Here is a 23878-nt window from a genome sequence, read left to right as displayed (position 1 = left end):
TTAATAAATTTAAGCATAAATAATTTCTGGCAACCGAATATCCCATGGTTTGTTGTCAATATGCTGTACTTTTTGGCAAGCAAAAGCAAGCCCAATAGGTAAAATTTGTTGGGCTTGATAATTTGCTAGTAATCGGTCGTAAAATCCGCCTCCCATTCCCATACGATAACCTCGTTGATCAAAAGCCACGAGTGGTGTAAATACGATATCAAGTTGATGGTAAGGCAGTATCTTTGATTGATTTAATTCAGGCTCTAATATACCAAATTTATTTTTAATAAGTGAAGTTTGTTTAGTATATTGCAAAAAAAGCAAATCTGTGGGCACCAAAGGATTGATAATGGGTAAGTAGACAGATTTATTTTTTTCCCATAAATATTCAATAATGGGCTTAGTTTCAACTTCGCCATCAAATGATAAAAATATAGCAATATTGTTTGCTGTTTTTATCGCTTGATGATGGGCAATTTTTTGGTATATAACTTGTTGCGCAATGTCGCGTTCAGTAGGGGGTAATTGCCGTCTTTTTTGACGGATAAGTTTCCTAATATTCATCAGTTTTTACACTTGCTGAAAGGTCGAAAAAGCACTCCAAGATGCCGTTAAGGTCGTAACCCTTGAACCCAAGGTTCAAGGTGAACATCGTGTTTTAATTTTTAGGTTTCCTTACAAGTAAGGCATACACACCAACTAAAAGTCACTCCGTTCTAAAAATAAGAATATCGGCTCAGGGGACTAACCCATATCGCGAGCATCTCAGAGATAGATATCATAATACAAAATTTGACGAATCATACAAGATTATTTGTATTAAATTTACAATTAATTACATTAATTGTTGGTATTTAGGGCAGAATCAAGTAATTGTTGTAACATTTTTAGCCGATCGCTAAATTCATTACTTTTTTCTTTTTCTTTTGTAAGTTCATAAGAAATATTCAGTGCAGCCGTCATAATAAGTTGATCACTGGTGATCTGTGGCGATTTTTCTCGTAAATTTGTTAAGCGCGTATCGAGATCTTTTGCAGCACTATTAAGTGCGTTAACTTCATCAATCGGACAATTAAATTTTAATGTTCTTCCAAAAATTTGAATAGTGACAGCTTGAGTTTCCATATTTAACCTATTGATTCATAAAATTATTAATTTTATCGATAATGTGCTTTGGATCTAACCCTATTTCTTGCCTTACTTCGTTTTGAGATCCTTGAGAAATAAATTTATCGGGCAACCCAATATTTAAAATATCACATTTTATTTTTTTCGATAATAAATATTCACCGACGCCGCTACCGGCTCCGCCTTTAATACTGTTTTCTTCAATGGTGACTAGTATATTATGTGTTTGGCTAATCTGCAAAAGGACTTTTTCATCTAATGGTTTTACAAAACGCATATCAATGACTGTAGCATCGATTTGCTCTGCTGCTTGTAATACTTCGGTTAGTAAAGTGCCAAAATTAAGTAAAGCAATATTTTTTCCTTCTCGACATAATTTCGATTGCCCTAAAGGGATTACTTCTAATGGTTTTAATTGTGCTCCAGTACCTTCACCACGAGGATAACGCACTGCTACAGGCCCGTTATGTAAATAACCGGTATAAAGCATTTGTCGACACTCGTTTTCATCACTTGGCGTCATAATAACCATATTGGGCACGCAACGTAAATAACTTAAGTCAAATGCTCCTTGGTGAGTTTCGCCATCCGCACCAACAATCCCAGCACGATCTATGGCAAACAGTACTGGTAAGTTTTGAATGGCGACATCGTGGATGACTTGATCGTAAGCACGTTGTAAAAAAGTTGAATAGATGGCAACAATAGGTTTTAAACCACTAATTGCAAACCCAGCCGCTAATGTAACCGCGTGTTGTTCTGCTATTGCAACATCAAAAAATTGATCTGGATAACGATTGGCAAACTTTGTCATGCCTGAACCTTCACCCATTGCAGGTGTTATCGCCATTAAACGGTTATCATTTTTCGCCATTTCACATAGCCAATCGCCAAAAATTTGCGAATACGTTGGGATTGCTCTTGGCGTGGCAGGTAATATGCCATCATTAGGATTGAATTTAGGTACTCCATGCCATAGTGTCGGATCTTTTTCAGCTGGCTCATAACCTTTACCTTTTTGCGTAATCACATGAAGCAACTGTGGACCTTTTAATTGGCGAACTTTTTGTAAAGTCGTAACTAAACTATCTATATCGTGCCCATCAACAGGGCCAATATAATTAAAACCAAGCTCTTCAAATAAGGTTGCAGGCGTGACTAAGCCTTTTAAGTGTTCTTCCGTTTTTTTAAAGAGCTCTTTTAGAGGGGGAATATTGGCCAATACACGTTTGCCACTTTCCCGAAAAGATGTATAGGCTTTGCTTGATAAAATTTGAGTAAGATGTTGGTTAAGTGCTCCAGTGTTTGCGGAAATCGACATATCATTGTCATTAACAATCACTAGCATATCGGGTTTGATATGACCAGCATGATTCATTGCTTCAAATGCCATACCTGCTGTTAATGCACCATCGCCAATAACCGCGACTACTTGTTTTCCCGATTGTTTTTTTTGTTCGCTAATGGCAATTCCTAGCGCTGCACTAATTGAAGTTGAAGAGTGCCCTGTAGTTAGCACATCATATTCACTCTCATTACGATGAGGAAATGGATGAAGCCCCCCTTTTTGGCGAATAGTGAGCATCTGATCTCTGCGACCAGTCAAAATTTTGTGAGGATAAGCCTGATGCCCTACATCCCAAATAATTTTATCAAAGGGAGTGTAATAGACATAATGTAGTGCGGTAGTTAATTCAACCACACCTAATCCCGATGCTAAATGACCACTTGATTGACTAACACATGTTAGTAAATATTGCCTAAGCTCTAGGCAAATAGAGGATAACTGCGACTGAGGAAAACATCTTAAATCCTCGGGCGAGTTGATTTGTTTTAACAAAGGGTAATTATTTAAATTCATTATGTGATATTTTAGTTAGTTACTAATTATTGCGATTAATAATAAAACCAGCAAGGTCATGCAAAGGTTGCGTATTATAAGGTATTTGCTTAAGACTATCGATAGCTTGTTGATAAAGTTGTTGAGTTAGCTTTATCGCATTATCCAGTCCAATTAATGCTGGATATGTGCTTTTTTCATGAATGAGATCTGAACCTTTTGGTTTACCCATTATTGATTGTTCGCCAATGACATCTAAAATGTCATCTTGAATTTGAAATGCCAGACCAATTGATTCGGCGTAGTTATCAAGCATTAGTTGATAAGGCTGCGCTATTTCGCCACTAGCAAATGCGCCCAAACGGATCGCTGTTTTGATTAAAGCACCTGTTTTATAGCAATGAATATTTTGCAAATGTTCCACACTAATTGACTGATGTGTAGCCAACAAATCCAACGATTGACCTAGGCACATGCCAGTAGCGCCACTAGCATGTGCAAGTTCGGTTATCATATTAATCTTGGCATTTGAATCAAGGCGTTCACTTTTTGCTAATAATAAAAAGGCAAAACTTTGTAAGGCATCACCAGCAAGTATAGCCTGAGCTTCACCGAATTGGATATGGCAGGTTGGTTTGCCTCGGCGTAAATCGTCATTATCCATTGCCGGCAGATCATCATGAATCAATGAATAAGTATGAATAGACTCAATAGCAGCAGCAGCTTCATCTAATTTAGAAAGAGGGCAATTGAACAATTGACCTGTTAAGTAGACTAAAATTGGTCGAATTCGTTTACCTCCAGCCAGTAAGCTATAACTCATTGCTTGTTGGAGTTTTGAACTTTCAATTTGTGCAATGCATGTAGCTAAAAACGAATCAATTCGTTCTTGTAACGGTTTTAAACTATTCATTATCATCATTTGTAAATTCTGACAGTTCGGCATCACTATTTTCAGATAATAAAATATCAATGCGTTGTTCCGCTTTCTGTAACTGCTTTTGACCTGCTTTTGCTAATTTTATTCCTTTTTCGAACTCATTTAGAGCCTCATCTAAAGGCAGTTCGCCGTTTTCTAGTTGATTTACAATGGTTTCAAGTTGTTTAAGTGTTTCCTCGAAACTTAATTCTTTATCTTGTTTTTTTGCCATATTCAATTCCTCGTTACGTTCGATGAGTATACACTTATTTCAAATAATCGTGAATCTAGGTTTTGTTTATTTATCATGTCACAAGTATTGTTAAAGCCTGTTAGGTTTCAATTTCATCTTTGTTATTCGATTCCTCTATTGCCAGTGAAGCAATATCTGAGTTTATCGGTTTTTTTACTTCGATACCCATTTCACGAAACCGTTCTATTTGTCCAATTACATTACCACGACCCTTCGATAATTTGTTCATAGAATTTTGATAGGTCTGTTGAGCTTTATCTAAACAGTTACCTAAGTTTTCCATATCTTCAACAAAACCGCGCATTTTGTCGTACAATTTGCTTGCCCTATCGGCAATAAGTTCAGCATTACGGTTCTGGTACTCAAATCGCCATAAATTATGAATAGTCCTTAATGCAACTAGCAAAGTGGTTGGGCTGACTATCATAATATTATTTTTCATAGCATCATTGATTAATGTAGGATCGTTGTCTATAGCGCTAAGAAATGCAGGTTCCACAGGTATAAACATCAAAATATAATCTAATGAATTAATACCAATCAGTTTATGATAATCTTTTTGACTAAGTTGTTTTAAGTGATTACGAACAGAGGCTAAATGTTCGCTCATCGCTTTTGTTTTCACTGTTTCATCATCACTATTGAAATGGCGCTCATAGGCAACTAAAGTCACTTTTGAATCGATGACTACATCTCCCCCTTGAGGTAAGTGAACAATGACATCGGGTTGTAACCGTTGATTGCTTTCGTTTGTTAAATTGACTTGAGTTTCATATTCATAACCTGATCGTAATCCAGAATTATCTAGAATTTGGCTTAGGATAAATTCGCCCCAGTTTCCTTGGGTTTTATTATTGCCTTTTAGTGCATTAGTTAGGTTATTTGCCTCTTTGCTCATTTGCTCATTAAGCTGTTGTAAATTACGAATTTCATGCGTTAATGTGTGACGCTCTTTTGCTTCTTGACCAAAACTATCTTGCACTTGCTTTTTGAAACCTTCTAGTTGCTCTTTGAGTGGCGAGAGTAAAAAATCAAGACTTTGTTTATTTTGTTGTTCAATTTTTTTACCGCTGTGTTCAAAAATACGGTTGGCTAAATTTTCAAATTGAGTCGTAAGTCGTTGTTCACTATGTTCTAGTATACTTTGACGTTCTTGTGTTGCTCTTAACGTTTCTTCTAAACGTGTTTTGAGTTCACTAATTTTAACGTTTTGCGCTAGATTTTGTTGTCGATAGTCATCTAACTGGTGTTCCAGTTGTTTTGTTTGGGTTATTAATGATCGATTCTCTTCATTTTTCTGGGTTAGTTGCAACGCAAATAGTTGATGTAAATTATTAATTAATAATTTAGATTTTATTAAAATCACAAGTAAAATTAGGGCGATTATGCCAATAATTATGGCGAGCCATTCGGTTAATCCCAAAGCATTAAACATAATTAAGCCCTTTCAAAAGTAAATGACATGACTTCATTTAAGTTATTGCCATCTAGCGCGATCATAATTAAACGGTCTAACCCTACAGCAACACCAGCACAGTCGGGTAGTCCTGCTTCCATTGCGGCAAGGAGTTCAATGTCAATATTTTGTGTAGGTAGATTTAGCTTGGTACGATCCAAATTATTTTGTTCAAAACGCATTCGTTGTTCTTGTGGGTTTGTAAGTTCTTTAAAGCCGTTAGCAAGTTCAACACCTTTGTAGTAGAACTCAAAACGACTCGCTACGCGATGATCTTCTGTGCTGATAGCAGCTAATGCTGCTTGTGATGCTGGGAAGTGATACACTGCAATAGGTTTATCTTGACCAATATAAGGTTCAATACCAAAAGTGAACAAGCATTGTAGTAATCCATCTTTATCATAACTTTCGGCATTAATGCCAATATCCAACTGGTTTGCCGCATTGATTAATGTTGTATGATCAGCTTCTAATGGATCAATATTCAAATGGCGTTGAAATACTTTTTGGTAAGAAATACGCTCAGCAGATTCACAATCCAAAATAGTTTGCAGTAAATCATCGACTTCGTTGATCATTTGCATCATGTCAAATTGGATGCGATACCATTCAAGCATGGTAAATTCTGGGTTATGGTAACGACTGACTTCTTCATGATTACGAAAGCACTTACACATTTGGTAAATAGGGCCACTACCTGCAGCAAGTAAACGCTTCATGTGATATTCAGGGCTGGTAATTAATGACATCTTTTGCCCTTGCTGTTCATTAAATTCACCGGGTTTTAAAAAAGTAGAATGAAAAGAACTTAAATGCACATCGGTAACTGCATATTGGCTTAAGGTTGGTGTTTCAACTTCTAAAATACAACGATCAGCAAAAAATTGACGTATTTGAGAAATAATTTTTGCACGTTTAAGTAAATTATTAATAGATGCGGAAGGTTGCCAAGTCATAAAAATATCCATGGATTTGATTAGTTACTAAAAAGAAGAAAAATAGGGCATAGGCCCTATTTTTTATTGTTGGCGTTCATTTTGCCACAAAGCAAATAAGTTGTCGTATTTTTCTTGCTGTTGCCAAATATGGTGATGTAATGCAGAAAGAATAATTGGATCTTCTAAAATTGCTAACTGTTGTTCTTTATTGATTTTTTCTAAATCAGTTTGCAGATATTGTTCAATAAGCTCAATACGTTTTTGCTGATTTTTAGTATTAGGTAAATGTCGAGAAGTGGATAATGCACAAGCAAGTGCGTTATAGATAGGATCGACTAATGCTATAATAAAGCCATGCTCAACAAATGCCGCTTCGGTTTTAACTAAATATTCTCCAGTGAGTGTGACAGCTCTTGCTGGATGTGTTTCTTCTGGTGTTAAGAATAATCCCATTTTCTTTGCTTTCATACCAATGCTTGAAAGCCCAGATACTCTAATCACTAAAGGAGAAATGGTTAAAGGTATCAATATGGCTATATACCAATAAGTAAATTGTGGGTTTAACCAGATAATCACAGCTAACCATACAATACCTAATAATGATAATGGCCAACAAAAATAAAATGATTCCCCCCACGTTAGCGCATCATCACTTCGGGACGGAGATTTCCATTGGATTTTACTGCCCATCCAAGCTTTAAGTACAAATTTACTATGGAAGATCATCCGTATTGGAGCTAAGATCATTGACCAAATCATTTCAACAAATATCGATAGAGTTAATTTAATAATACCACCAACATCTTTTGCTCTCGTTCTCGCTATTATAATGCCATAGCTGAAGAATTTAGGTGCAAACAATAAAACCATCGTGGTTGAAAGTAGTTGAATAGCCAATTGCTCATCCCACCTTGGCCAAGTTGGGTAAAATTGGTTAGGTTGGAAGAAATATTGAGGTTCGGAAATATTAAACACTAATAATAATAAGGTTGAGAATATTAAAAACACCAACCACAATAATGATGAAATATAGGCCATGCCACTGGTTGCAAACATTATGCGGTGTGTCAATTTAATCCCACTTTTGAAGATTAATCTTAAATTAATCAAGTTTCCCATACACCAGCGATTGTCTCGTTTTAGATCTTCTATCATATTACCTGGTAGTTCTTCGTAACTACCATTCATATTATAAGCGATCCAAACGCCATAGCCAGCACGGCGCATAAGGGAGGCTTCAACCAAATCATGCGATAAAATATGAATTGGTTCTTTCCGTTTTGGGAGCGGTGATAGTATGCAATGCTCAATAAATGGTTTTAAGCGAATCATTGCATTGTGTCCCCAATACTGTGCTTCGCTTAATTGCCAAAAGTGTGTACCAGAGCAAAAAATATCGCTGTAAATTTGGTTGGCAAATTGTTGAATACGACCGTAAAGGGTGGTCATTCTTACCGATTTTGGTGGAGATTGTAAAATACCTGCTTTAGGTGTCATTTCCATCATGGCAATCATTTTCAAAATACAATCGCCAGTCATGATACTATCAGCATCAAGGATCATCATGTATTCGTACTGATGCCCCCAACGACGGCAAAAATCGTCAATATTACCACTTTTACGTTTCACTCTACGTTTTCGGTGACGATAAAAGATATTACAGCCATTGTTTTGTTTCGTTGCATTAAATTCAGCCCAAGCTTTTAGCTCGTTAACATACAGATCTGGATCATTAGTATCGCTTAATATATAAAAATCACAACAAGCTGCGTGACCTGTTTCAGCTAAAGACTGATAAGTAGCTTGTAAACCAGCAAAAACCCGAGCAACATCTTCATTACAAATGGGCATGACTAATGCGGTTCGATGCTTGCTATCAATATGCGCTGCTGGATTTGTGGGAATTTGGATAGTATAACGATCTTTACCCATTACGGCTAAAATTAATCCCATAATACTGGTCCAAAATCCAATAGAGATCCAGCAAAATAAAATCGCAAATAAGGTAATAATCGCGCCTTGAATAATATAAGGTATTATGCTGTAAACAGCTAATTCAGGATTGATATCCCAATTAGCCATGAAATTGATTTTTTGCCAGCTTTGATAAGGCAATAACGATGATAGATAAGTGGTTCCGTAGTATGTTTGTACTGCAATGAGGGCAAACATAATAAAACGGCGAATTAAGGCAAGGATATTCGTACCATGCTTTGCTTTGCTAGTAAAGCGTTGGTTCCAGATCTGGGGTTGAATCGAAACGCGATCCACTTCAGGATAACTTGGTTGTTGTTGCCGCTCATCAATAAAAGAACGAGTATCGCCAACTTGGTTTAAACGATATTTTAAAAACTCGACATCGTCAGGTGGAATCGCATTATCTTCAAATTTCTGACGCCAAACTTTAGCGCCAGAAAGATTTGCAAAGTAATCTTTTTTCATATTTTTATCTTATTATAATAATTATTGTGCGGGGTATTGCCCACTCCACGTTTCAGAAATCACTTCATTGGTTGCTTGCGAAGCAAGTTGTATACGAATATCTGTTGCTTTTTTATTATCTTCAACGTTGAATCGAACAATGACTCGCCAACCTTTAATTATTGGATTGTATTGCACGTCACAACTTACAATAGCACCATTATTAATGCTTGAAATCACTTTAACTGGATCTTTTTCTGATAATTCAGGGCCTGCGAAATCGATTACGTATGCATTAGAGCCATCAAGTTTACGAATTAAATTAGCTTGTTTTATATCGCCTAGCGATAAGCGTGTACTAATTGCTTGTGCAACATTATTGGGATAACGCTGTTTTTCGTTTAAGGTATAATGTAATCGATATTTAGTATCAAGCACATCACCAGCTTGGTATTGTTTTTCTGGCACCCAAAATGCAACGATATTGTCGTTAGTCTCATCAGCTGTTGGGATTTCAACTAATTCAACACGACCTTTTTGCCAGTTGTTTAGTATTTCTACCCAAACACTTGGTCGTTGTTCATAGTGATCATCAAGATCTTGATAATCATCAAAACCTTTATCACGCTGAATTAACCCAAATGCTTTCGGGTTTTCTAAACTATAAGATGAAAACGATAAACGTTTAGGGTTATTTAATGGACGCCATATCCACTCATTATTGCTAGCTAAGATCGAAAGACCATTAGAATCATGCATTGCAGGGCGGTAATTTAGCAATGGTGATGGATAATTAGGGCCAAATAAGAACATGCTAGTCAATGGTGCAATACCTAATTTTTTTACTGAATTGCGGAAAAATACTCTTGCTTGTACGGTGATCGTCGTATCAATACTTGGTACAAGCGTAATTTTATAAGCACCAGTTACACTAGGCGAATCGAGTAATGCATAGATAACCAAGTGTTTTTGATTAGGTTCAGGTCTTTCAATCCAATATTCTTTAAAACGCGGAAACTCCTCCCCAGACATTTCACCAGTGTCAATGGCAAGACCTCTAGCTGAAAGACCATAATGTTGATCTTTTCCTACGGCACGAAAATAGCTGCCACCAAGAGCCGAAAAAATTTCATCATCAGTTTTTGTTGGATTATTAATTGGATAATGGACTTTAAAACCAGCAAACCCAAGATCTTTACTACTTAGTTTATCCAGATTGATTGGGCTTAAATCAAAATAATTTGGATCATATTCGATTGGGTTGACTTTATTATCGACAATTTCATTGATTTTTATTGGAACATCAAAGTACATCCCTTCATGATAAAACTCAAGTTTGAAACGATTTTTTCGATCGCCCCAATAGGCTTTTTGATGATTGAATAGGATTTTTTGATAATCAGCAAATTGTAAAGATGCTAATTCATTTGGAATATTTTTAGATGGTTGAACATAAGCCTTTTTGGATAGTTTTTCTGCTTTTTCAGCTACATCATCAAATGAGAAAGCCCACGAAGAAAAACTAATGCAAGAAACGCAAGCCATGCAAAGCATCTTGCTAATTAGCTTTTTACTAAAAGGGGTATTGGGTAATAAGTTGTACATACAGACTCGCATTATTATCTAAAAATATTGAAGTAATTGATAATATTTTTTTGGGGATCACTCAAGCACTTTTCAACGTAATCTACTTTGATCTCTTGAAGAATGCTAGGATTTTCATCGATCAGGAAGTGAGAATAGTTATCTTTGGCAATCTTTGTTTGTAAGGATAAGATATCTTGTTCAGACATTTTGAATTGTGGTTGAAAGTATTGCTTTATTTTAGTGGTATCTTTGGTATAAATTGCAGTAACAAAATCAGCCGAATACTGGCAATAATTTTTAATATTGTTTTCGGTTGCTTTTATTTTGCTTAATTCAATATTATGTTCAGCTTGATTTTCTTCAACTACTTTTTTAAGTTGCCTATCATATTTTAACTTATAATTTTCGTTCAGATAAAAACTTAATACACAAGATGATGGGGTATTGTCACTTTTACAATTTAAGATGCCACGTTTAATAACATAGTTGTCGAAATTTTTATCGCCAATAATTTGCAGCAATTGAGTTTTAGCATCAACGACATAGGGGTCATTAGCTTCTGTTTGCTGTTTTAATAAAGATAGTTGCTCTGTCTTTGAAATTGCCTCGCTATTTTTTGTAGGCAAATTTTTTTTTGCACAGCCTGCGGCAAGAATAGAAATAATGGTGCATATAAGGATTTTACTTACTTTCATTTATCAAATTCCATGAGCATATTTTTAGTTATTTCGGTTAATTTCAATTCGGTTAATTTCAAAGGGAGTAACAGTATTACTCATTTAGTTGCATTTTTATAACAAAAATCGCTTATAACAATTATTAATATAGCCGGAAATTATATACTCTTATTTTTTTAAATAATACCAGTAGATTAAATTAAATTTATAAAAAGCCTACATTAGATATAATTACTTCTTCCTAATGTTTGCATATTTTTTTATTATCGACGGTAAATTCAGATTTATGAGCAACAGAAGGCTTAAATTTACCCTTCGCTTTTAGAAAAGCAATAAGTTGCTCGGCATTCATGTTAGATTTAGAGCAGGTGTGAAATACGGCGTTTTCACCAAACTTATTTTTGATAGCATTAAATAAGGAAGATTCTGTGTAATTGTTTCCTTCCATCATACGCAATACTTCATGTCCGTGAATTGACATTAAAACCTCCTCTGCAAATTTTTGTTTATTTAAAGCATAATATTCGCTATTTAGAATGGCGAAAGATAGCAAATATTATGAGTAAAAAAAAGTGGTTAAATATTAAAAATATTGTCAATTTTATTTATTGCTTCCCCCTGATTTATATCAGGGGGGTAACTAATACAAATGAGGCAAAATATTCAATCGAGAATAATCTTGTTTTACTCTTTATTATTAGCCAATTTTACAATAATTGATTGATTTTCACTTTTAACTTGGTGAATTACAACTGAAATAATATCAGCAAGTTTGTAGCAAACTTTATTTTCGATTTTGATTATTCCTTCATCGGGTAGGGTGGTGATTTCTTCCTTGACTGAATGAATCATTGAAAGCGGTACAAATGCAAAAGCGCCTATATCACATAAACGAACTCGAGCTCCACCACGATTGATATCAATAATTTCAGCTGTGTAACTTTCACCGATTTTATCTGATAAGTATTGAGCATAAAGGTTTTCAGCCATATCACGCTCAGCAAAGCGTAACATCTTTCGCCTTTCATTCATGGTTTTTAGTTGTTCTTTATCTGGTGGAATTAGCTCTTGTAAGCGAATATATGCTTTGATTAGCCGATGGTTGATCATGTCGCCATATTTACGTATTGGGGATGTCCATGTTGCATAAGCATCAAATCCTAAACCAAAATGAGGCTTTGGCTCAATTGAAAAATCTGCAGGGCTTTGAAACTTGCGAAGCCTTGTGGCTAAAAATGGGATATTGTCGATCATCCGACGTAACTTTACGTAGCCATCAAAAGATAATAGAGATTCTTTATCAAATTCAGTAATCCCGTTATCGTTGAGAAAATTTAGCACTTGTTCGATATATTTATTATCAAACCCCGCATGAATATTAAAAATTCCAAAGCCAATTTTATTTTGTAATTGTAATGTTAAAGCTTGATTTGCCAGAATCATGACTTCCTCAACAATATGATTGGCAATTCGACGAGTTTCTTTAATGATTGATTTAACTTGGCGGTTTTCATTTAGATCAAAACGATAATCGCCATTATCTTTAAAAACGAGTGCATGAGTTTGTCGCCATATTATGCGAATATTAGCTAAGTCAGCTAACCAGCTAAGTTGCTGCTTAATACTAGGGTTGTTAGTTGCTAATTCATTACTATTTTCTAGAAAATCGGAAACATTACGATAAGTTAGTTTAGCTTTCGATGCAACCCAAGCCGGCATAAAAGTGATGTCATCGGTAATCATATTGCCTGCTTGGTCAATATTTATTTTACATATCATAGCAGGTCGTTTTTGATTTGCTTTTAATGAACATAGCTCATTAGCAAGCTCTTTGGGTAGCATGGGAATATTAAAATCTGGCAAATAAGTTGTAAAATTCCTAATTTTTGCAATATTATCCAATGCGCTATCTTGTAATATATAAGCGGTGGGGTCGGCAATAGCAACCATAAGTTGATAATGGCCATGTTCATTTTTAGAAACCGTAATTGCATCATCCATATCTTCGGTATCTTCGCTATCAATAGTGAAAAAATTAACATCAGTTAAATCTTGACGATTATTAAGCTCTGCATCGTTAATTTCTAATACTTCGGTGTGTGGAGGGACCGTTTCTAAATCATAACGAGCTAATGTTTTTAGCCAAAGTTGGTAAGGAGAATTACTGTCAGCAACAAAACGAGTAATTTCAGCAAAAAAATGGTTACTTTTTTCTTGTAACGGGTGAGAAGTGAGCATTGCAACAACCCAATCATCTTCTTTTAGCTTTTCGCTAACTTGATTGTGTACTTTACAACGAATGGCAAAATTAGCGGGCATATTTTCAGGATAAATAACCATTGCACGATCTTGAAAACCTACTTTGCCAATAAATTTTTGTAATGCACTCTCGATTAGACATTCAGGTTCAAAAGTTTCTTTACCGTTATTACTGATTACAGCCCCAGAAACCTTATCGCCATTACAAACCTTTTTCATTTTAGCAACAGGGATGAAATAGCTTTTTTTATTATCTACATCTAAAAAACCAAATCCTTTTTCATGTGCTCGAACAATGCCTTCAACGCGTGGGGTTTGTTCATGAAGCTCTTGCTTTAATTGTGCCAGTAGAGGGTTATTTTGAAACATATGCCTTAACACTATTTAAAAAATTTGGGTTAAATTCTATCATAGTTATGCAAGTTTTGGTTATTGAATTAATCGGTAATAGCGCTGAAAATAGACGTATAATAATGCCACTTAAAATAATGGATTAAATTAGTCTATGAAATTAAATTACAAATTACAGGGTGATGGGCAGCCGATAGTGTTTTTGCATGGCGTTTTTGGCAGTTTAGATAATTTGAATATGCTAGCAAAAGATTTTGTGCAACATTATCAAACAATTCAAGTTGATTTACGTAATCATGGAAATTCACCTTGGTCTGATCAGATAAGTTATCAAGCTATGGTTGAAGATGTTGCCGAGCTTTGTCATGATTTACGCTTAAATGATGTGATATTAATTGGTCACTCTATGGGCGGCAAAGTTGCTTTGCAACTGTCACAAGTGATATCAGATACTATCCAAAAAATTGTTGCCATTGATATTGCGCCGATAAAGTATCACCGCTCAGCTAATGCTACTATTTTGAGAGTATTAGTTTATTGTCTCAAAAATCATGTTACCGATAAAAAACAGATCATGAATTTAATGGAACAAGCAGGTATTAACATGCCAACCATACTTTTTTTATTAAAATCTTTTAAAAATGAAAAATGGTCATTTAATATTCAAGCAATTAATGATCAGTATGGTCATATTTGTGATTGGCAAACAATACCACCTTGGTTAAAACCCACGCTATTTATTCGTGGTGGCAATTCTTCTTACATTGTTGATGAATTTTACCCAGCCATTTTTTCGCAATTTCCAGATTCAAAAATTGAGTTGATTGAAGGTGCAGGTCACAATGTTCATGCTGAAAAAACACAGCAAGTACTGAAAATTTTACATAGCTGGTTAGGGAATTAAATGGCATGAAGTCTATAAATATTAAGGTGAATTACAAAAAAGGCGTTGCTGTTGGATGGTTTGCTTATTGGATGTTTTAATCGTTATAACAACCATGTTACATTGAGCATTATATATTTGAGTGTTGATGTGATATTGCCAACCAGAAGGGATTATTTGGCTGATAGTATAAGGATAGCTATCGAGTAGCTGAAAAGCAATTTTATTAGCACGTAAGTTGTTGGCAAAATAGCGATGTTTGCTGAACAATGTTTGTTGATAATTGATAAAGCCAAGCATGATCATTGAAAATAGTAATGTTGCTATCATTACTTCAATTAGACTAAAGCCAGTTATATTTTTATTATTCACAATAAATAGCCTTTTTTTCTGGGCAATAATCGAGCCAATGTCCTTTTTCCACAATCAATCGGTTATTGTCAAAATGTGCAAGTGTATACAAAAAAAAGTCATCGGCCTCGCCCCTTATTAATACGTAATCATCTATTTTTAATAAAGATTGTTTTATGCATGCTTTTAAGTGATAAGTTGGTTCAGTCATACATTGCCAATTAGCTTTAGGTGGTTGCCAATTTTGGCTTATTGCCCAAGTTAAAGATGAACTGGAATGATTAAATTTTTGATAGTATTTAATTTCTATCAAGATTGTCTTTTGCCATGAGGTTATAAGTAAATTAAAACCAATTAATAACCCCAATCCTACAGTCATTAACATCATCATCATTAAAATAGTGCTAAATCCAGATGATGGAGAATTTCTTTTAAAATAGGTTTTCATTTTTGATAATTTCAGTTACATAGTATTTAATCTGTTTGTTTTTTCTTAATTCAGCATTGATTGATAAACTAATAGCATTTGGTAATTGCCTTATTGCAAAGTGGGTTATTTTGATTTCATTTGAATCGAATAAATTTTCCCATTTACTTCCAAAACAATCTAACGATCCTGTTCTATAGGCTATGTTGTTTTCTTTATAGCGATAAGTAAAGACATCTGACTTTGTTGGGTTAGCTCTGTTCCAAACCCAAGAATTTCGAATTTCGCTATCATATCGAAGGATAATACATTTTGCCCGTTCCTTAATTTCAATAGCTTTATCTGTCATTTTTTTTGGATCATTAGCAATAAAACCCGCTCTTTTTATATCTTTTTTCAAACCAACTAACCCAAAATCGATGGCTTGTTGTAAGCGAATTTTTTGATAATATTGCATGATGTTTGTTTGCAATTTGACGTAAAAAGCAGTCATACCAATAACTATTAAACTTGATAGTACCAAACCAATGAGCATTTCTAGCAAGGAATATCCAGATACTTTTAACATGGCGGTAAACTAGCTATATAACTGTTTTCCGCACAAAATCGAATGCGCCCAAATAAAGAAACAAAAATTCTACTGGTCCCTATTTTATTTTTTAATTGAAAAGACATGGTTTGTGCCATGTTGCGACGCCCTAGAATAAAAGCGCTTTTATTGTTTGATAACTCACTAATTTGAACAGAATTATTGGGCTTGATAAAATAAAGTATGCCTTCACTGCATGCAGGTGGTTTGTCAGCCTTGGTAATTGAGATACACCAAGGTGATGAAAATTGATGAATAATATAGTTTTCATTTTTACTTGATGCTTTTATTTGTGCTTCGTATATAAAATAGGCCAATTGCTTAGTTGTAGATGCTAATTCATTTTGCAATTGTTGCTCTTTCCAATGCTCAATACCGATAGAGGCTAAAATAGCACTGATACAAACAGTTATTAACAATTCTAATAATGAGAATCCCAAATCATGCATAGTATGTCTTTTGTAAATATTGTGAGAGTTCGAGCATATATTTGAATAAAATAACTAGTTATTTAAAGATCTGAATTTGTGAGCCACAATCCAAATAAATTACGATTTTTAATAAAAAAGGTTGAATAAGGTTTTATCAAGAATACTAGCGATATTATTGGCTTTATTTATAGTAGAGTTTTAGTTTTTTACGCAAATGATAATTATAAAAAATGATAGAGAATGTGCTGAATTTAGTGATCTGCTTAAACCACTTAAAAAGCAAAGCGGATTATATTATACTGTTCATCCATTTATTATTTGCTAACGGACTTAAACGTTAAAGGAAACGAGAGATGCAACAATTACAAACTATTATTGAAGCAGCATTTGAACGTCGTGCTGAAATAACACCATCTAATGTAGATGTAGTAACACGCGATGCAATTAACCAATGCATCCATTTATTAGATAGCGGTAAGATGCGTGTGGCCGAAAAGATTGATGGAGATTGGGTTACTCACCAATGGTTAAAAAAAGCAGTTTTGCTCTCTTTCCGAATCAATGAAAACCAACTGATTGATGGTGGTCCGACTAACTATTATGACAAAGTTCCATTAAAATTTGCTGAGTATGACGAAGCAAGATTCCAACAAGAAGGGTTCCGTGTTGTTCCGTCCGCAATTGCACGTAAAGGGGCATATGTTGCGCGTAATACTGTATTAATGCCTTCTTATGTTAATATCGGCGCATACGTTGATGAAGGTACAATGGTTGATACATGGGTAACTGTTGGCTCATGTGCGCAAATTGGTAAAAATGTTCATTTATCAGGTGGAGTCGGTATTGGTGGTGTTTTAGAGCCATTACAAGCTAATCCAACGATCATTGAAGACAATTGCTTTATTGGTGCTCGTAGTGAAATCGTGGAAGGTGTGATTGTCGAAGAAGGCAGTGTCATTTCAATGGGCGTATTTATTGGTCAAAGCACTAAAATTTACGATAGAGCAACCGGTGAAGTACATTATGGGCGAGTACCAGCAGGTTCTGTCGTTGTTTCTGGTAACTTACCAACCAAAGATGGCAAGTATAGCCTTTATTGTGCGGTTATTGTGAAAAAAGTAGATGCTAAAACTTTAGGTAAAGTGGGCATTAATGAGTTACTTCGTACTATTGATTAATTTACGTTTACATGTTTAAGTCGCCTAAATTATTAGGCGACAATGATTTTATTTACAATTAGTGGTTTAATTGAGAATCCTAACCATTAGAAGAGGAGAATTTATGCCTTCTTTTGATATTGTGTCAGAAATCCAAATGCCAGAAGTTAAAAATGGGGTTGAAAATGCGACCCGAGAGTTAACGACCCGTTGGGATTTTAAAAATGTTGAAGCATCGTTTGAATTAAATGAAAAAAATGAAACGATCAAAGTTACAAGCCAATCAGATTTCCAAGTACAACAATTACTTGATATTTTACGCGACAAATTAGCTAAGCGAGGTATTGATGGCGGATCGCTTGAAATCCCTGAAGAAATGGAGCATAGCGGCAAACTCTATAGCGTTACAGTTAAACTAAAACAGGGTATCGATAAAGAATTAGCTAAAAAGATTGTAAAAGCAATTAAAGATAGCAAAATTAAAGTACAAGCTCAAGTTCAAGGCGAACAGATTCGCGTTACTGGTAAATCGCGCGATGATTTACAAGCTACTATGGCGTTAGTTAAAAATGGCGAATTTGGTCAACCGTTTCAGTTTACTAATTTTAGAGACTAACCTTTTATGGAATTCATATTGTCGGCAAATGTCGACAATATTGTCTTTTAAACATTACAATTTATTTTGTAAAAAAATTTCTAGGAAAAGCTATATTTGAGCATGGAATTATTAGGTAATCACAGAAACGGTTTCTTAAACACTAATGTAAGTAGCGTAAAGAACAAGATTTTTTTTTATGAATACGTTATGCTATCTACTTGTCTACCCTCTTAATTATAACAATATTTATTATGATGAAAAAATTAGCTCTATTTTTACTTCCTCTTCTCTTTTCTGGATATCTGTCTGCACAAGAGCTCAATAGCGAAGCAAAGAAAGTTTTTATTGATAATTTATTATCGAAAATGACGATTCAAGAAAAAGCAGGCCAATTACGTTTGATTAGTGTTGGGGGCGATTTAACTTTAGATAAAGTGCTTGATAACATTGAAGTGGGTGAAGTTGGTGGTATTTTTAATACCATTGTCGAGCCAGATCTGTCACAAATGCAAGAACGAGCTTTAAAATCTCCGAATAAAATCCCGCTATTTTTTGGATTTGATGTCATTCATGGGCACCGAACCATATTCCCTATTAATTTAGGTATTGCATCAAGTTGGGATCGTAGTGTAATGGCTAAAGTGGCAGAAATATCTGCTGAAGAAGCCACAGCCGATGGATTGAACATCACTTGGGCTCCAATGGTCGATATTACTCGCGATCCAAGATGGGGGCGTGTGTCAGAAGGTTTTGGCGAAGATCCTTATTTAACATCCGAAGCGGGACGTATTTTTGTTGAGAGAATGCAAAAACAGTCGCTTGCTGATAAAAAATCGCTTGCAACGGCTGTAAAACATTTTGCGCTTTATGGTGCAGTTGAAGGTGGGCGTGAATATAACAGTACAGATATGAGTGAACGAAAAATGTTCCAAGAATATCTTGTCCCTTATAAAGCAGCAATTGATGCTGGTAGCCGTGCAGTCATGGTTTCTCTGGTCAGTGTTAATGGTATTCCTGCAACAGCTAACCATTGGTTATTGACCGAAGTGTTGCGCAATCAATGGCATTTTGATGGTGTTGTGGTTAGTGATCATGGCGCTATTCGGGAGCTAATTAACCATGGTGTGGCTAGCGATGCGAAAGATGCGGTTCGCGTTGCGATTAAAGCTGGCATTGATATGAGTATGAATGATGAATATTTCTTACAATTTTTGCCTGAATTAGTGAAAGAAGGGGCTATTACCGAAGATCAATTAAATCAAGCTTGCCGCCGAGTTCTTGAGCTTAAATATGATATGGGGCTATTTAGTGATCCTAATCGCTATTTAGATCCAAAATTAGATATCGAGACAATGTTTTCAAATAACCGCCTACATCGTGAAGAAGCGCGAGATGTGGCTCGTCGTAGCATTGTGCTATTAAAAAATGAGAATAAGATCTTACCGCTAGCCAGAAATAAGAAAATTGCGGTAATAGGTCCATTGGCTAATTCAAAACGAGATATTTTAGGTAGTTGGTCGGGTGCTGGGCGTACTAATTTGGCGGTAACACCATTAGAAGGCATCAAAAACACAGTTAAGAACCCAAAATCAGTTAGCTACGCATTTGGTGCTAATCTTTCTGATGATGCAAATTTATATCGTTTTTTAAATTTATATGGAGAAAACTCTAAATTTGATGATAGGCCAGCGGATAAAATCATTGCCGAAGCAGTTAATATAGCGAAGAAATCTGATGTTGTTATTGCCTTTGTTGGCGAAGCCGAAGGCATGGCTCATGAATCATCAAGTCGAACAGATCTATCTTTACAAGCAAGCCAAAAACGATTGCTCAAAGCATTAAAAGAAACTGGAAAACCATTGGTTATTGTATTAATGAATGGTCGCCCATTAACATTAACTGAAGAATATGCTCAAGCTGATGCAATGCTTGAAACTTGGTTTTTAGGAACTGAGGGGGGTAATGCTATTGCTGATGTATTATTTGGTCAGTATAACCCTTCTGGTAAGCTGCCGATGTCCTTTCCTAATAATGTAGGGCAGATACCTGTTTATTACAGCCATTTAAATACTGGCCGTCCACGTGGAACCGAAAATATGGGGAAATATACAACTTCGTATTTTGATAGCCCAAACGAGCCATTATTTCCATTTGGTTTTGGTTTAAGTTATACCGACTTTGCGATGGATTTTTCTTTATCTAGCCCTGAAATGGACAAAGAGGGTGAAATTGTTGTTACAGTCAATGTTGAAAATATTGGCGATAAGGAAGGTATGCAAACAGTTCAACTCTACTTGCAAGATGTTACAGCCTCAGTTAGTCGCCCTGTTAAAGAGTTGATGGGTTTTGAAAATATCACCTTAAAACCACATGAAAAAGGTAAAGTAAAATTTACTATTAAATATGATATGTTAAAATTCTGGAATGACAAAATGCAATACGTTGCAGAGCCAGGTAAATTTAATGTGTTTATTGGTAGTGACTCTACAACACAAAATAAGCAAACTTTCACTTTGCTTGATAAATAAATTTTTAATTTTTCGTCGACATCTGTCGACGTTTTTATTTCTGTGGTCAGTATTGTGTTTGAATTCGATCTTGTCCTACACTTCTTCAACAAATTGTGTTTTTGGTGATTGCTTATTAACTTAGTAAAACACCAATTATTCCCCCTATTATGCAAGTGGCTGTTCATTTGCCTCATAAATTAGTCTGTTACTACATTTTTTCGTTGTTTGGTATTATGATGAGTAGCTATTTTGGCTTACATATTTAGGAGAAATTACCGCTGAGGTTTGTATACTGTCTACAATTTTGATTGGATTGATTAGCGGATTATTGCATTATTTCTGATGAAAAAGGACAAGCTGATTTTATCAATAATCTTAACTTAATATCTGGGCAACTACCATTCTAGCTATCTGGTTGCTAATTTGTACCACTTGGGCACTAGTATTGAGACTATTCAATTCGGATCCTCAACTAGAAAGATTCTTTTATTTAGCGGAGGAATATAATTGCCGTATTGTAGAAGATAGAAGTTTGACAGCACAACAAAACGATAATATGCATCATATATTAATCATTTTCGTTGTGTACGATATTATCTTCTTTGGTGTTAAAACCGTGCTGAAAGTACGCAATAATAAGCAAAGGACTGCTAAAGAAATCGCTTATGTATCAATTCCGAAAGGTGGCATTAAGATGTCAATGTCACACTAAGTATTGGTAGGATGCTATTCATGATAGCGTCCTAGTTTAACCGCCCTCAAAATAGGACTGCAAAAAATAGAAAATCCTTTATGATAAAACTAAAAAAACCATAAACCTTTTTTAGAATATCTTTTTTGTAAAAGATATTCATAAGTTGATACTGTTTTAAATTGGCAAGTAATTTATTACATAAAATTCAAATTACACCTAGCGTAAATAAGGAGAGTAACTGTAGAATGGCTAACTACAAGGAGAATTACTATGCAAAATGATATTACTTTTTACCAACGCTTTAAGTCTGATATTTTGGCTGGTTTAAAAATTATTACTATTCGCGATAGGAGTGAATCACACTTTAAAGTTGGTGATGAGCTACGTGTTGGTACTTTTGAAACTAATGAATACTTTTGTACCATAAAAATAATGAGTGTTACACCAATCACTCTTGAACAATTAACTGAAGAACATGCAAAACAAGAGAATATGACATTGAGTGATTTAAAAAAGGTGATTTTAGATATTTACCCAGATGAAAGACATTTTTTTGTAATTCGTTTTTCTCTTTTATGATCATAAAAAAATACGCGTTTGAACGCGTATTTTTATTTTTGATAAAAACAATCTAATATCATGATCTATTTAAGGGTTGCACATATAAAGTTAAACCATCAACAGAGATAACCTCAACACGCTGGCCCGCGTTAAGATCTTGATTACACTTGGCTGGCCAAGTCCCATCTTTGATTTTTACTCTTCCCGAACCATTAATAATAGGGACAGTGACAATAGTTTTTATACCAATTAAATCTTGTTGAGGCTGATTGATTTCACTTTTGCTGGATTTATCTTGTCCATTTCTTCGAAGCCAAAACCACCAAAGATAAGCAGATATAACCGTCAGAATTGCAAATAAGATCCATAAAGTTGACCAAGAAAGTGGTAATGCCCAAGCCATTAAACCAACAATTATGGCTGCACACCCAGCCCAAAGCCCATACCCACTTGTGCCAATTAATTCAGCAATCAGTAAAATACCGCCTAAAGCGATAAACACCCAATGAGGTGAATTATAGAAAACCATAAAAAAATCAGTCATTACGCTACCTTCAAAATCGATTAAGTTAAAAAACTCAAACATATAATCCATGGCTTTTATCAAAAAGTTTTAGGAAATATTGTGTTTAAGTATAAAGTTCGATTTCTATTTCGTATTTTTAAGCAATTCAGCAATACCACCAATACTGCCCATTAAACTTGACGCATCAAGAGGCACCATAATAACTTTACTGTTATCAGCTGAACCAATTTGTTGTAGCGCTTCAGTATATTTTTGTGCAACAAAGTAGTTAATGGCATTTATATTACCTGCTGCAATGGCATCTGATACCATTTGAGTTGCTCTAGCTTCAGCTTCGGCAGCACGTTCACGCGCTTCGGCTTGTAAAAAGGCTGATTGTTTTTCACCTTCAGCTTTTAAAATTTCAGATTGTTTTTCACCTTCTGAGCGTAAAATCGCTGCTTGACGAATACCTTCCGCTTCAAGAATTTCCGCACGTTTATTACGTTCAGCCTTCATTTGTGCGTTCATTGCCGCAATGAGTTCTGCCGGTGGGCGAACATCTCGAATTTCGATACGTGTGATTTTTATTCCCCAAGGACTTGTTGCATCATCAACAATATTTAGTAACTTAGAATTAATGTGATCACGTTGGGATAACATTTCATCTAATTCCATACTACCTAAAACGGTACGAATATTGGTCATCATTAAATTAATCACAGCACGTTCTAATTGATTAACTTGATATGCTGCCCTTGCTGCTTCTTGCACTTGAATAAAACACACAGCATCAATTTGTACATTGGCGTTATCTTTCGATATCACTTCTTGTGATGGAATATCAAGAACTTGTTCCATCATATTAATTTTACGACCAACACCATCCATAAAAGGGATAATGATGTTTAAACCTGGTTCAAGTGTATGTGTATATTTACCAAAACGCTCAATAGTATATTGATAACCTTGGGGAACAATAGTAATGCCTTTCAAAACGGTGATTAAAGCAAGTAAAACAATAATAAAGATGGCGATATAAAATGCTGGCATAGTTTAATTTCCTTATATTTATCATTAAATATGACTAGTTATTCTAAGCATTATTTTATTATTTGACTAGTTATAATTGATTTTTATAATGAAATTTATGATTGTTCGAATTTGTTAATACCTATAATTCATGCGTTGATAAGTTACAAAATGTTAAATCTCAAAATTTACCATGGAATAAGCAAAGTAATTTAGAACAAGAAATTAAAGAAGGTTATCCTTGAGTCAAGTGTGAGACGCTTATGTTAAAAAAGATATGGGATATTATCGTTTTGATCAAAAAATTGAAGAATAATTGA

23 protein-coding genes, 1 other RNA gene and 1 pseudogene are annotated in these 23878 nt (G+C 34.9%); 6 read left to right on the top strand and 19 right to left on the bottom strand.

What is annotated here, in order from left to right; genetic code table 11:
• Positions 1–9 precede the first annotated feature (9 nt).
• The 13 genes from A9G28_RS10470 to A9G28_RS10410 form a co-directional block, all read right to left on the bottom strand.
• A complete protein-coding gene (locus A9G28_RS10470; protein WP_065580637.1) occupies positions 10–555 on the bottom strand; it encodes a 5-formyltetrahydrofolate cyclo-ligase in 546 nt (181 codons plus the stop codon).
• Between the two features lie 29 nt (positions 556–584).
• A non-coding RNA gene (gene ssrS / locus A9G28_RS10465) (6S RNA) lies at positions 585–766 on the bottom strand.
• A 65-nt stretch (positions 767–831) separates the two neighbouring features.
• Positions 832–1116, bottom strand: coding sequence for a cell division protein ZapA (gene zapA, locus A9G28_RS10460; protein ID WP_065566746.1), 285 nt, complete (start codon positions 1114–1116; stop codon positions 832–834).
• Between the two features lie 7 nt (positions 1117–1123).
• Complete coding sequence (gene dxs / locus A9G28_RS10455) at positions 1124–2980, bottom strand: 1-deoxy-D-xylulose-5-phosphate synthase (protein WP_065566745.1); 1857 nt, start codon at positions 2978–2980, stop codon at positions 1124–1126.
• 22 nt (positions 2981–3002) lie between these two features.
• Positions 3003–3881 (bottom strand): (2E,6E)-farnesyl diphosphate synthase, encoded by an 879-nt coding sequence (gene ispA / locus A9G28_RS10450; protein ID WP_065566744.1) that lies wholly within the window; start codon positions 3879–3881, stop codon positions 3003–3005.
• Positions 3865–4110 carry an exodeoxyribonuclease VII small subunit gene (gene xseB, locus A9G28_RS10445; protein ID WP_065566743.1) on the bottom strand — a complete coding sequence of 82 codons (246 nt, stop codon included), beginning with the start codon at positions 4108–4110 and terminating at the stop codon, positions 3865–3867. The genes ispA and xseB overlap by 17 nt, the downstream gene beginning before the upstream one ends.
• A gap of 100 nt (positions 4111–4210) precedes the next feature.
• A complete protein-coding gene (rmuC, locus tag A9G28_RS10440; protein WP_065580636.1) occupies positions 4211–5566 on the bottom strand; it encodes a DNA recombination protein RmuC in 1356 nt (451 codons plus the stop codon).
• A 2-nt stretch (positions 5567–5568) separates the two neighbouring features.
• Positions 5569–6543, bottom strand: a complete 975-nt coding sequence (epmA, locus tag A9G28_RS10435; protein WP_218057372.1) for an elongation factor P--(R)-beta-lysine ligase — start codon at positions 6541–6543, stop codon at positions 5569–5571.
• A 63-nt stretch (positions 6544–6606) separates the two neighbouring features.
• The gene (gene mdoH, locus A9G28_RS10430) at positions 6607–8967 is read right to left on the bottom strand and encodes a glucans biosynthesis glucosyltransferase MdoH (protein ID WP_065580634.1); all 2361 of its coding nucleotides are present in this window, start codon (positions 8965–8967) and stop codon (positions 6607–6609) included.
• 21 nt (positions 8968–8988) lie between these two features.
• Entirely contained in the window at positions 8989–10551 is a 1563-nt protein-coding gene (locus tag A9G28_RS10425) for a glucan biosynthesis protein G (protein ID WP_081297883.1), read from the bottom strand.
• A 14-nt stretch (positions 10552–10565) separates the two neighbouring features.
• Positions 10566–11228 carry a hypothetical protein gene (locus A9G28_RS10420; protein WP_065580633.1) on the bottom strand — a complete coding sequence of 221 codons (663 nt, stop codon included), beginning with the start codon at positions 11226–11228 and terminating at the stop codon, positions 10566–10568.
• A 223-nt stretch (positions 11229–11451) separates the two neighbouring features.
• Complete coding sequence (locus tag A9G28_RS10415; protein WP_065566738.1) at positions 11452–11691, bottom strand: YecH family metal-binding protein; 240 nt, start codon at positions 11689–11691, stop codon at positions 11452–11454.
• Between the two features lie 203 nt (positions 11692–11894).
• Positions 11895–13838 (bottom strand): exoribonuclease II, encoded by a 1944-nt coding sequence (locus A9G28_RS10410; protein WP_065580632.1) that lies wholly within the window; start codon positions 13836–13838, stop codon positions 11895–11897.
• A 136-nt stretch (positions 13839–13974) separates the two neighbouring features.
• Here A9G28_RS10410 and A9G28_RS10405 point away from each other — a divergent pair, with 136 nt between their 5' ends.
• Entirely contained in the window at positions 13975–14724 is a 750-nt protein-coding gene (locus A9G28_RS10405) for an alpha/beta fold hydrolase (protein ID WP_065580631.1), read from the top strand.
• A 21-nt stretch (positions 14725–14745) separates the two neighbouring features.
• Here A9G28_RS10405 and A9G28_RS10400 read toward each other — a convergent pair whose 3' ends face one another.
• Genes A9G28_RS10400 through A9G28_RS10385 form a run of 4 tightly spaced genes read right to left on the bottom strand, consistent with a single transcriptional unit; the run spans position 14746 to position 16519 of the window.
• Complete coding sequence (locus A9G28_RS10400) at positions 14746–15075, bottom strand: prepilin-type N-terminal cleavage/methylation domain-containing protein (RefSeq protein ID WP_065580630.1); 330 nt, start codon at positions 15073–15075, stop codon at positions 14746–14748.
• Complete coding sequence (locus tag A9G28_RS10395) at positions 15068–15502, bottom strand: DUF2509 family protein (protein WP_065566734.1); 435 nt, start codon at positions 15500–15502, stop codon at positions 15068–15070. Before A9G28_RS10395 ends, A9G28_RS10400 begins: the two co-directional genes overlap by 8 nt.
• The gene (locus tag A9G28_RS10390) at positions 15486–16049 is read right to left on the bottom strand and encodes a prepilin peptidase-dependent protein (RefSeq protein WP_065580629.1); all 564 of its coding nucleotides are present in this window, start codon (positions 16047–16049) and stop codon (positions 15486–15488) included. The genes A9G28_RS10395 and A9G28_RS10390 overlap by 17 nt, the downstream gene beginning before the upstream one ends.
• Positions 16043–16519 (bottom strand): prepilin-type N-terminal cleavage/methylation domain-containing protein, encoded by a 477-nt coding sequence (locus A9G28_RS10385; protein WP_065580628.1) that lies wholly within the window; start codon positions 16517–16519, stop codon positions 16043–16045. Before A9G28_RS10385 ends, A9G28_RS10390 begins: the two co-directional genes overlap by 7 nt.
• A 335-nt stretch (positions 16520–16854) precedes the next feature.
• Between A9G28_RS10385 and dapD the strand changes: the two genes are divergently transcribed.
• The 5 genes and pseudogenes from dapD (at position 16855) to yqfB (ending at position 22039) form a co-directional block, all read left to right on the top strand.
• Positions 16855–17679 (top strand): 2,3,4,5-tetrahydropyridine-2,6-dicarboxylate N-succinyltransferase, encoded by an 825-nt coding sequence (gene dapD, locus A9G28_RS10380; RefSeq protein WP_065566731.1) that lies wholly within the window; start codon positions 16855–16857, stop codon positions 17677–17679.
• Between the two features lie 103 nt (positions 17680–17782).
• A complete protein-coding gene (locus A9G28_RS10375; RefSeq protein ID WP_065566730.1) occupies positions 17783–18274 on the top strand; it encodes a YajQ family cyclic di-GMP-binding protein in 492 nt (163 codons plus the stop codon).
• Between the two features lie 233 nt (positions 18275–18507).
• Positions 18508–20784, top strand: coding sequence for a beta-glucosidase BglX (gene bglX / locus A9G28_RS10370; RefSeq protein ID WP_065580627.1), 2277 nt, complete (start codon positions 18508–18510; stop codon positions 20782–20784).
• A gap of 62 nt (positions 20785–20846) precedes the next feature.
• Positions 20847–21029 (top strand): annotated as a pseudogene (locus A9G28_RS14240) (hypothetical protein); the annotation flags it as partial.
• Positions 21030–21730: 701 nt separating this feature from the next.
• Entirely contained in the window at positions 21731–22039 is a 309-nt protein-coding gene (gene yqfB, locus A9G28_RS10360) for a N(4)-acetylcytidine aminohydrolase (protein WP_065566727.1), read from the top strand.
• Positions 22040–22097: 58 nt separating this feature from the next.
• Here yqfB and A9G28_RS10355 read toward each other — a convergent pair whose 3' ends face one another.
• Both A9G28_RS10355 and A9G28_RS10350 read right to left on the bottom strand, forming a co-directional pair.
• Positions 22098–22607: an NfeD family protein gene (locus A9G28_RS10355; RefSeq protein WP_218057371.1), complete on the bottom strand. Its 510-nt coding sequence runs from the start codon at positions 22605–22607 to the stop codon at positions 22098–22100.
• Between the two features lie 63 nt (positions 22608–22670).
• Positions 22671–23579, bottom strand: a complete 909-nt coding sequence (locus A9G28_RS10350) for an SPFH domain-containing protein (protein ID WP_065580625.1) — start codon at positions 23577–23579, stop codon at positions 22671–22673.
• Between the last annotated feature and the right edge of the window lie 299 nt (positions 23580–23878).

Source organism: Gilliamella sp. Fer1-1 (assembly GCF_001690825.1).
GTDB classification, from domain to species: Bacteria; Pseudomonadota; Gammaproteobacteria; order Enterobacterales; family Orbaceae; genus Gilliamella; species Gilliamella apicola_C.
Note: the sequence above shows the minus strand (reverse complement) of the source record. Positions and strands in the feature narration are given on the sequence as shown.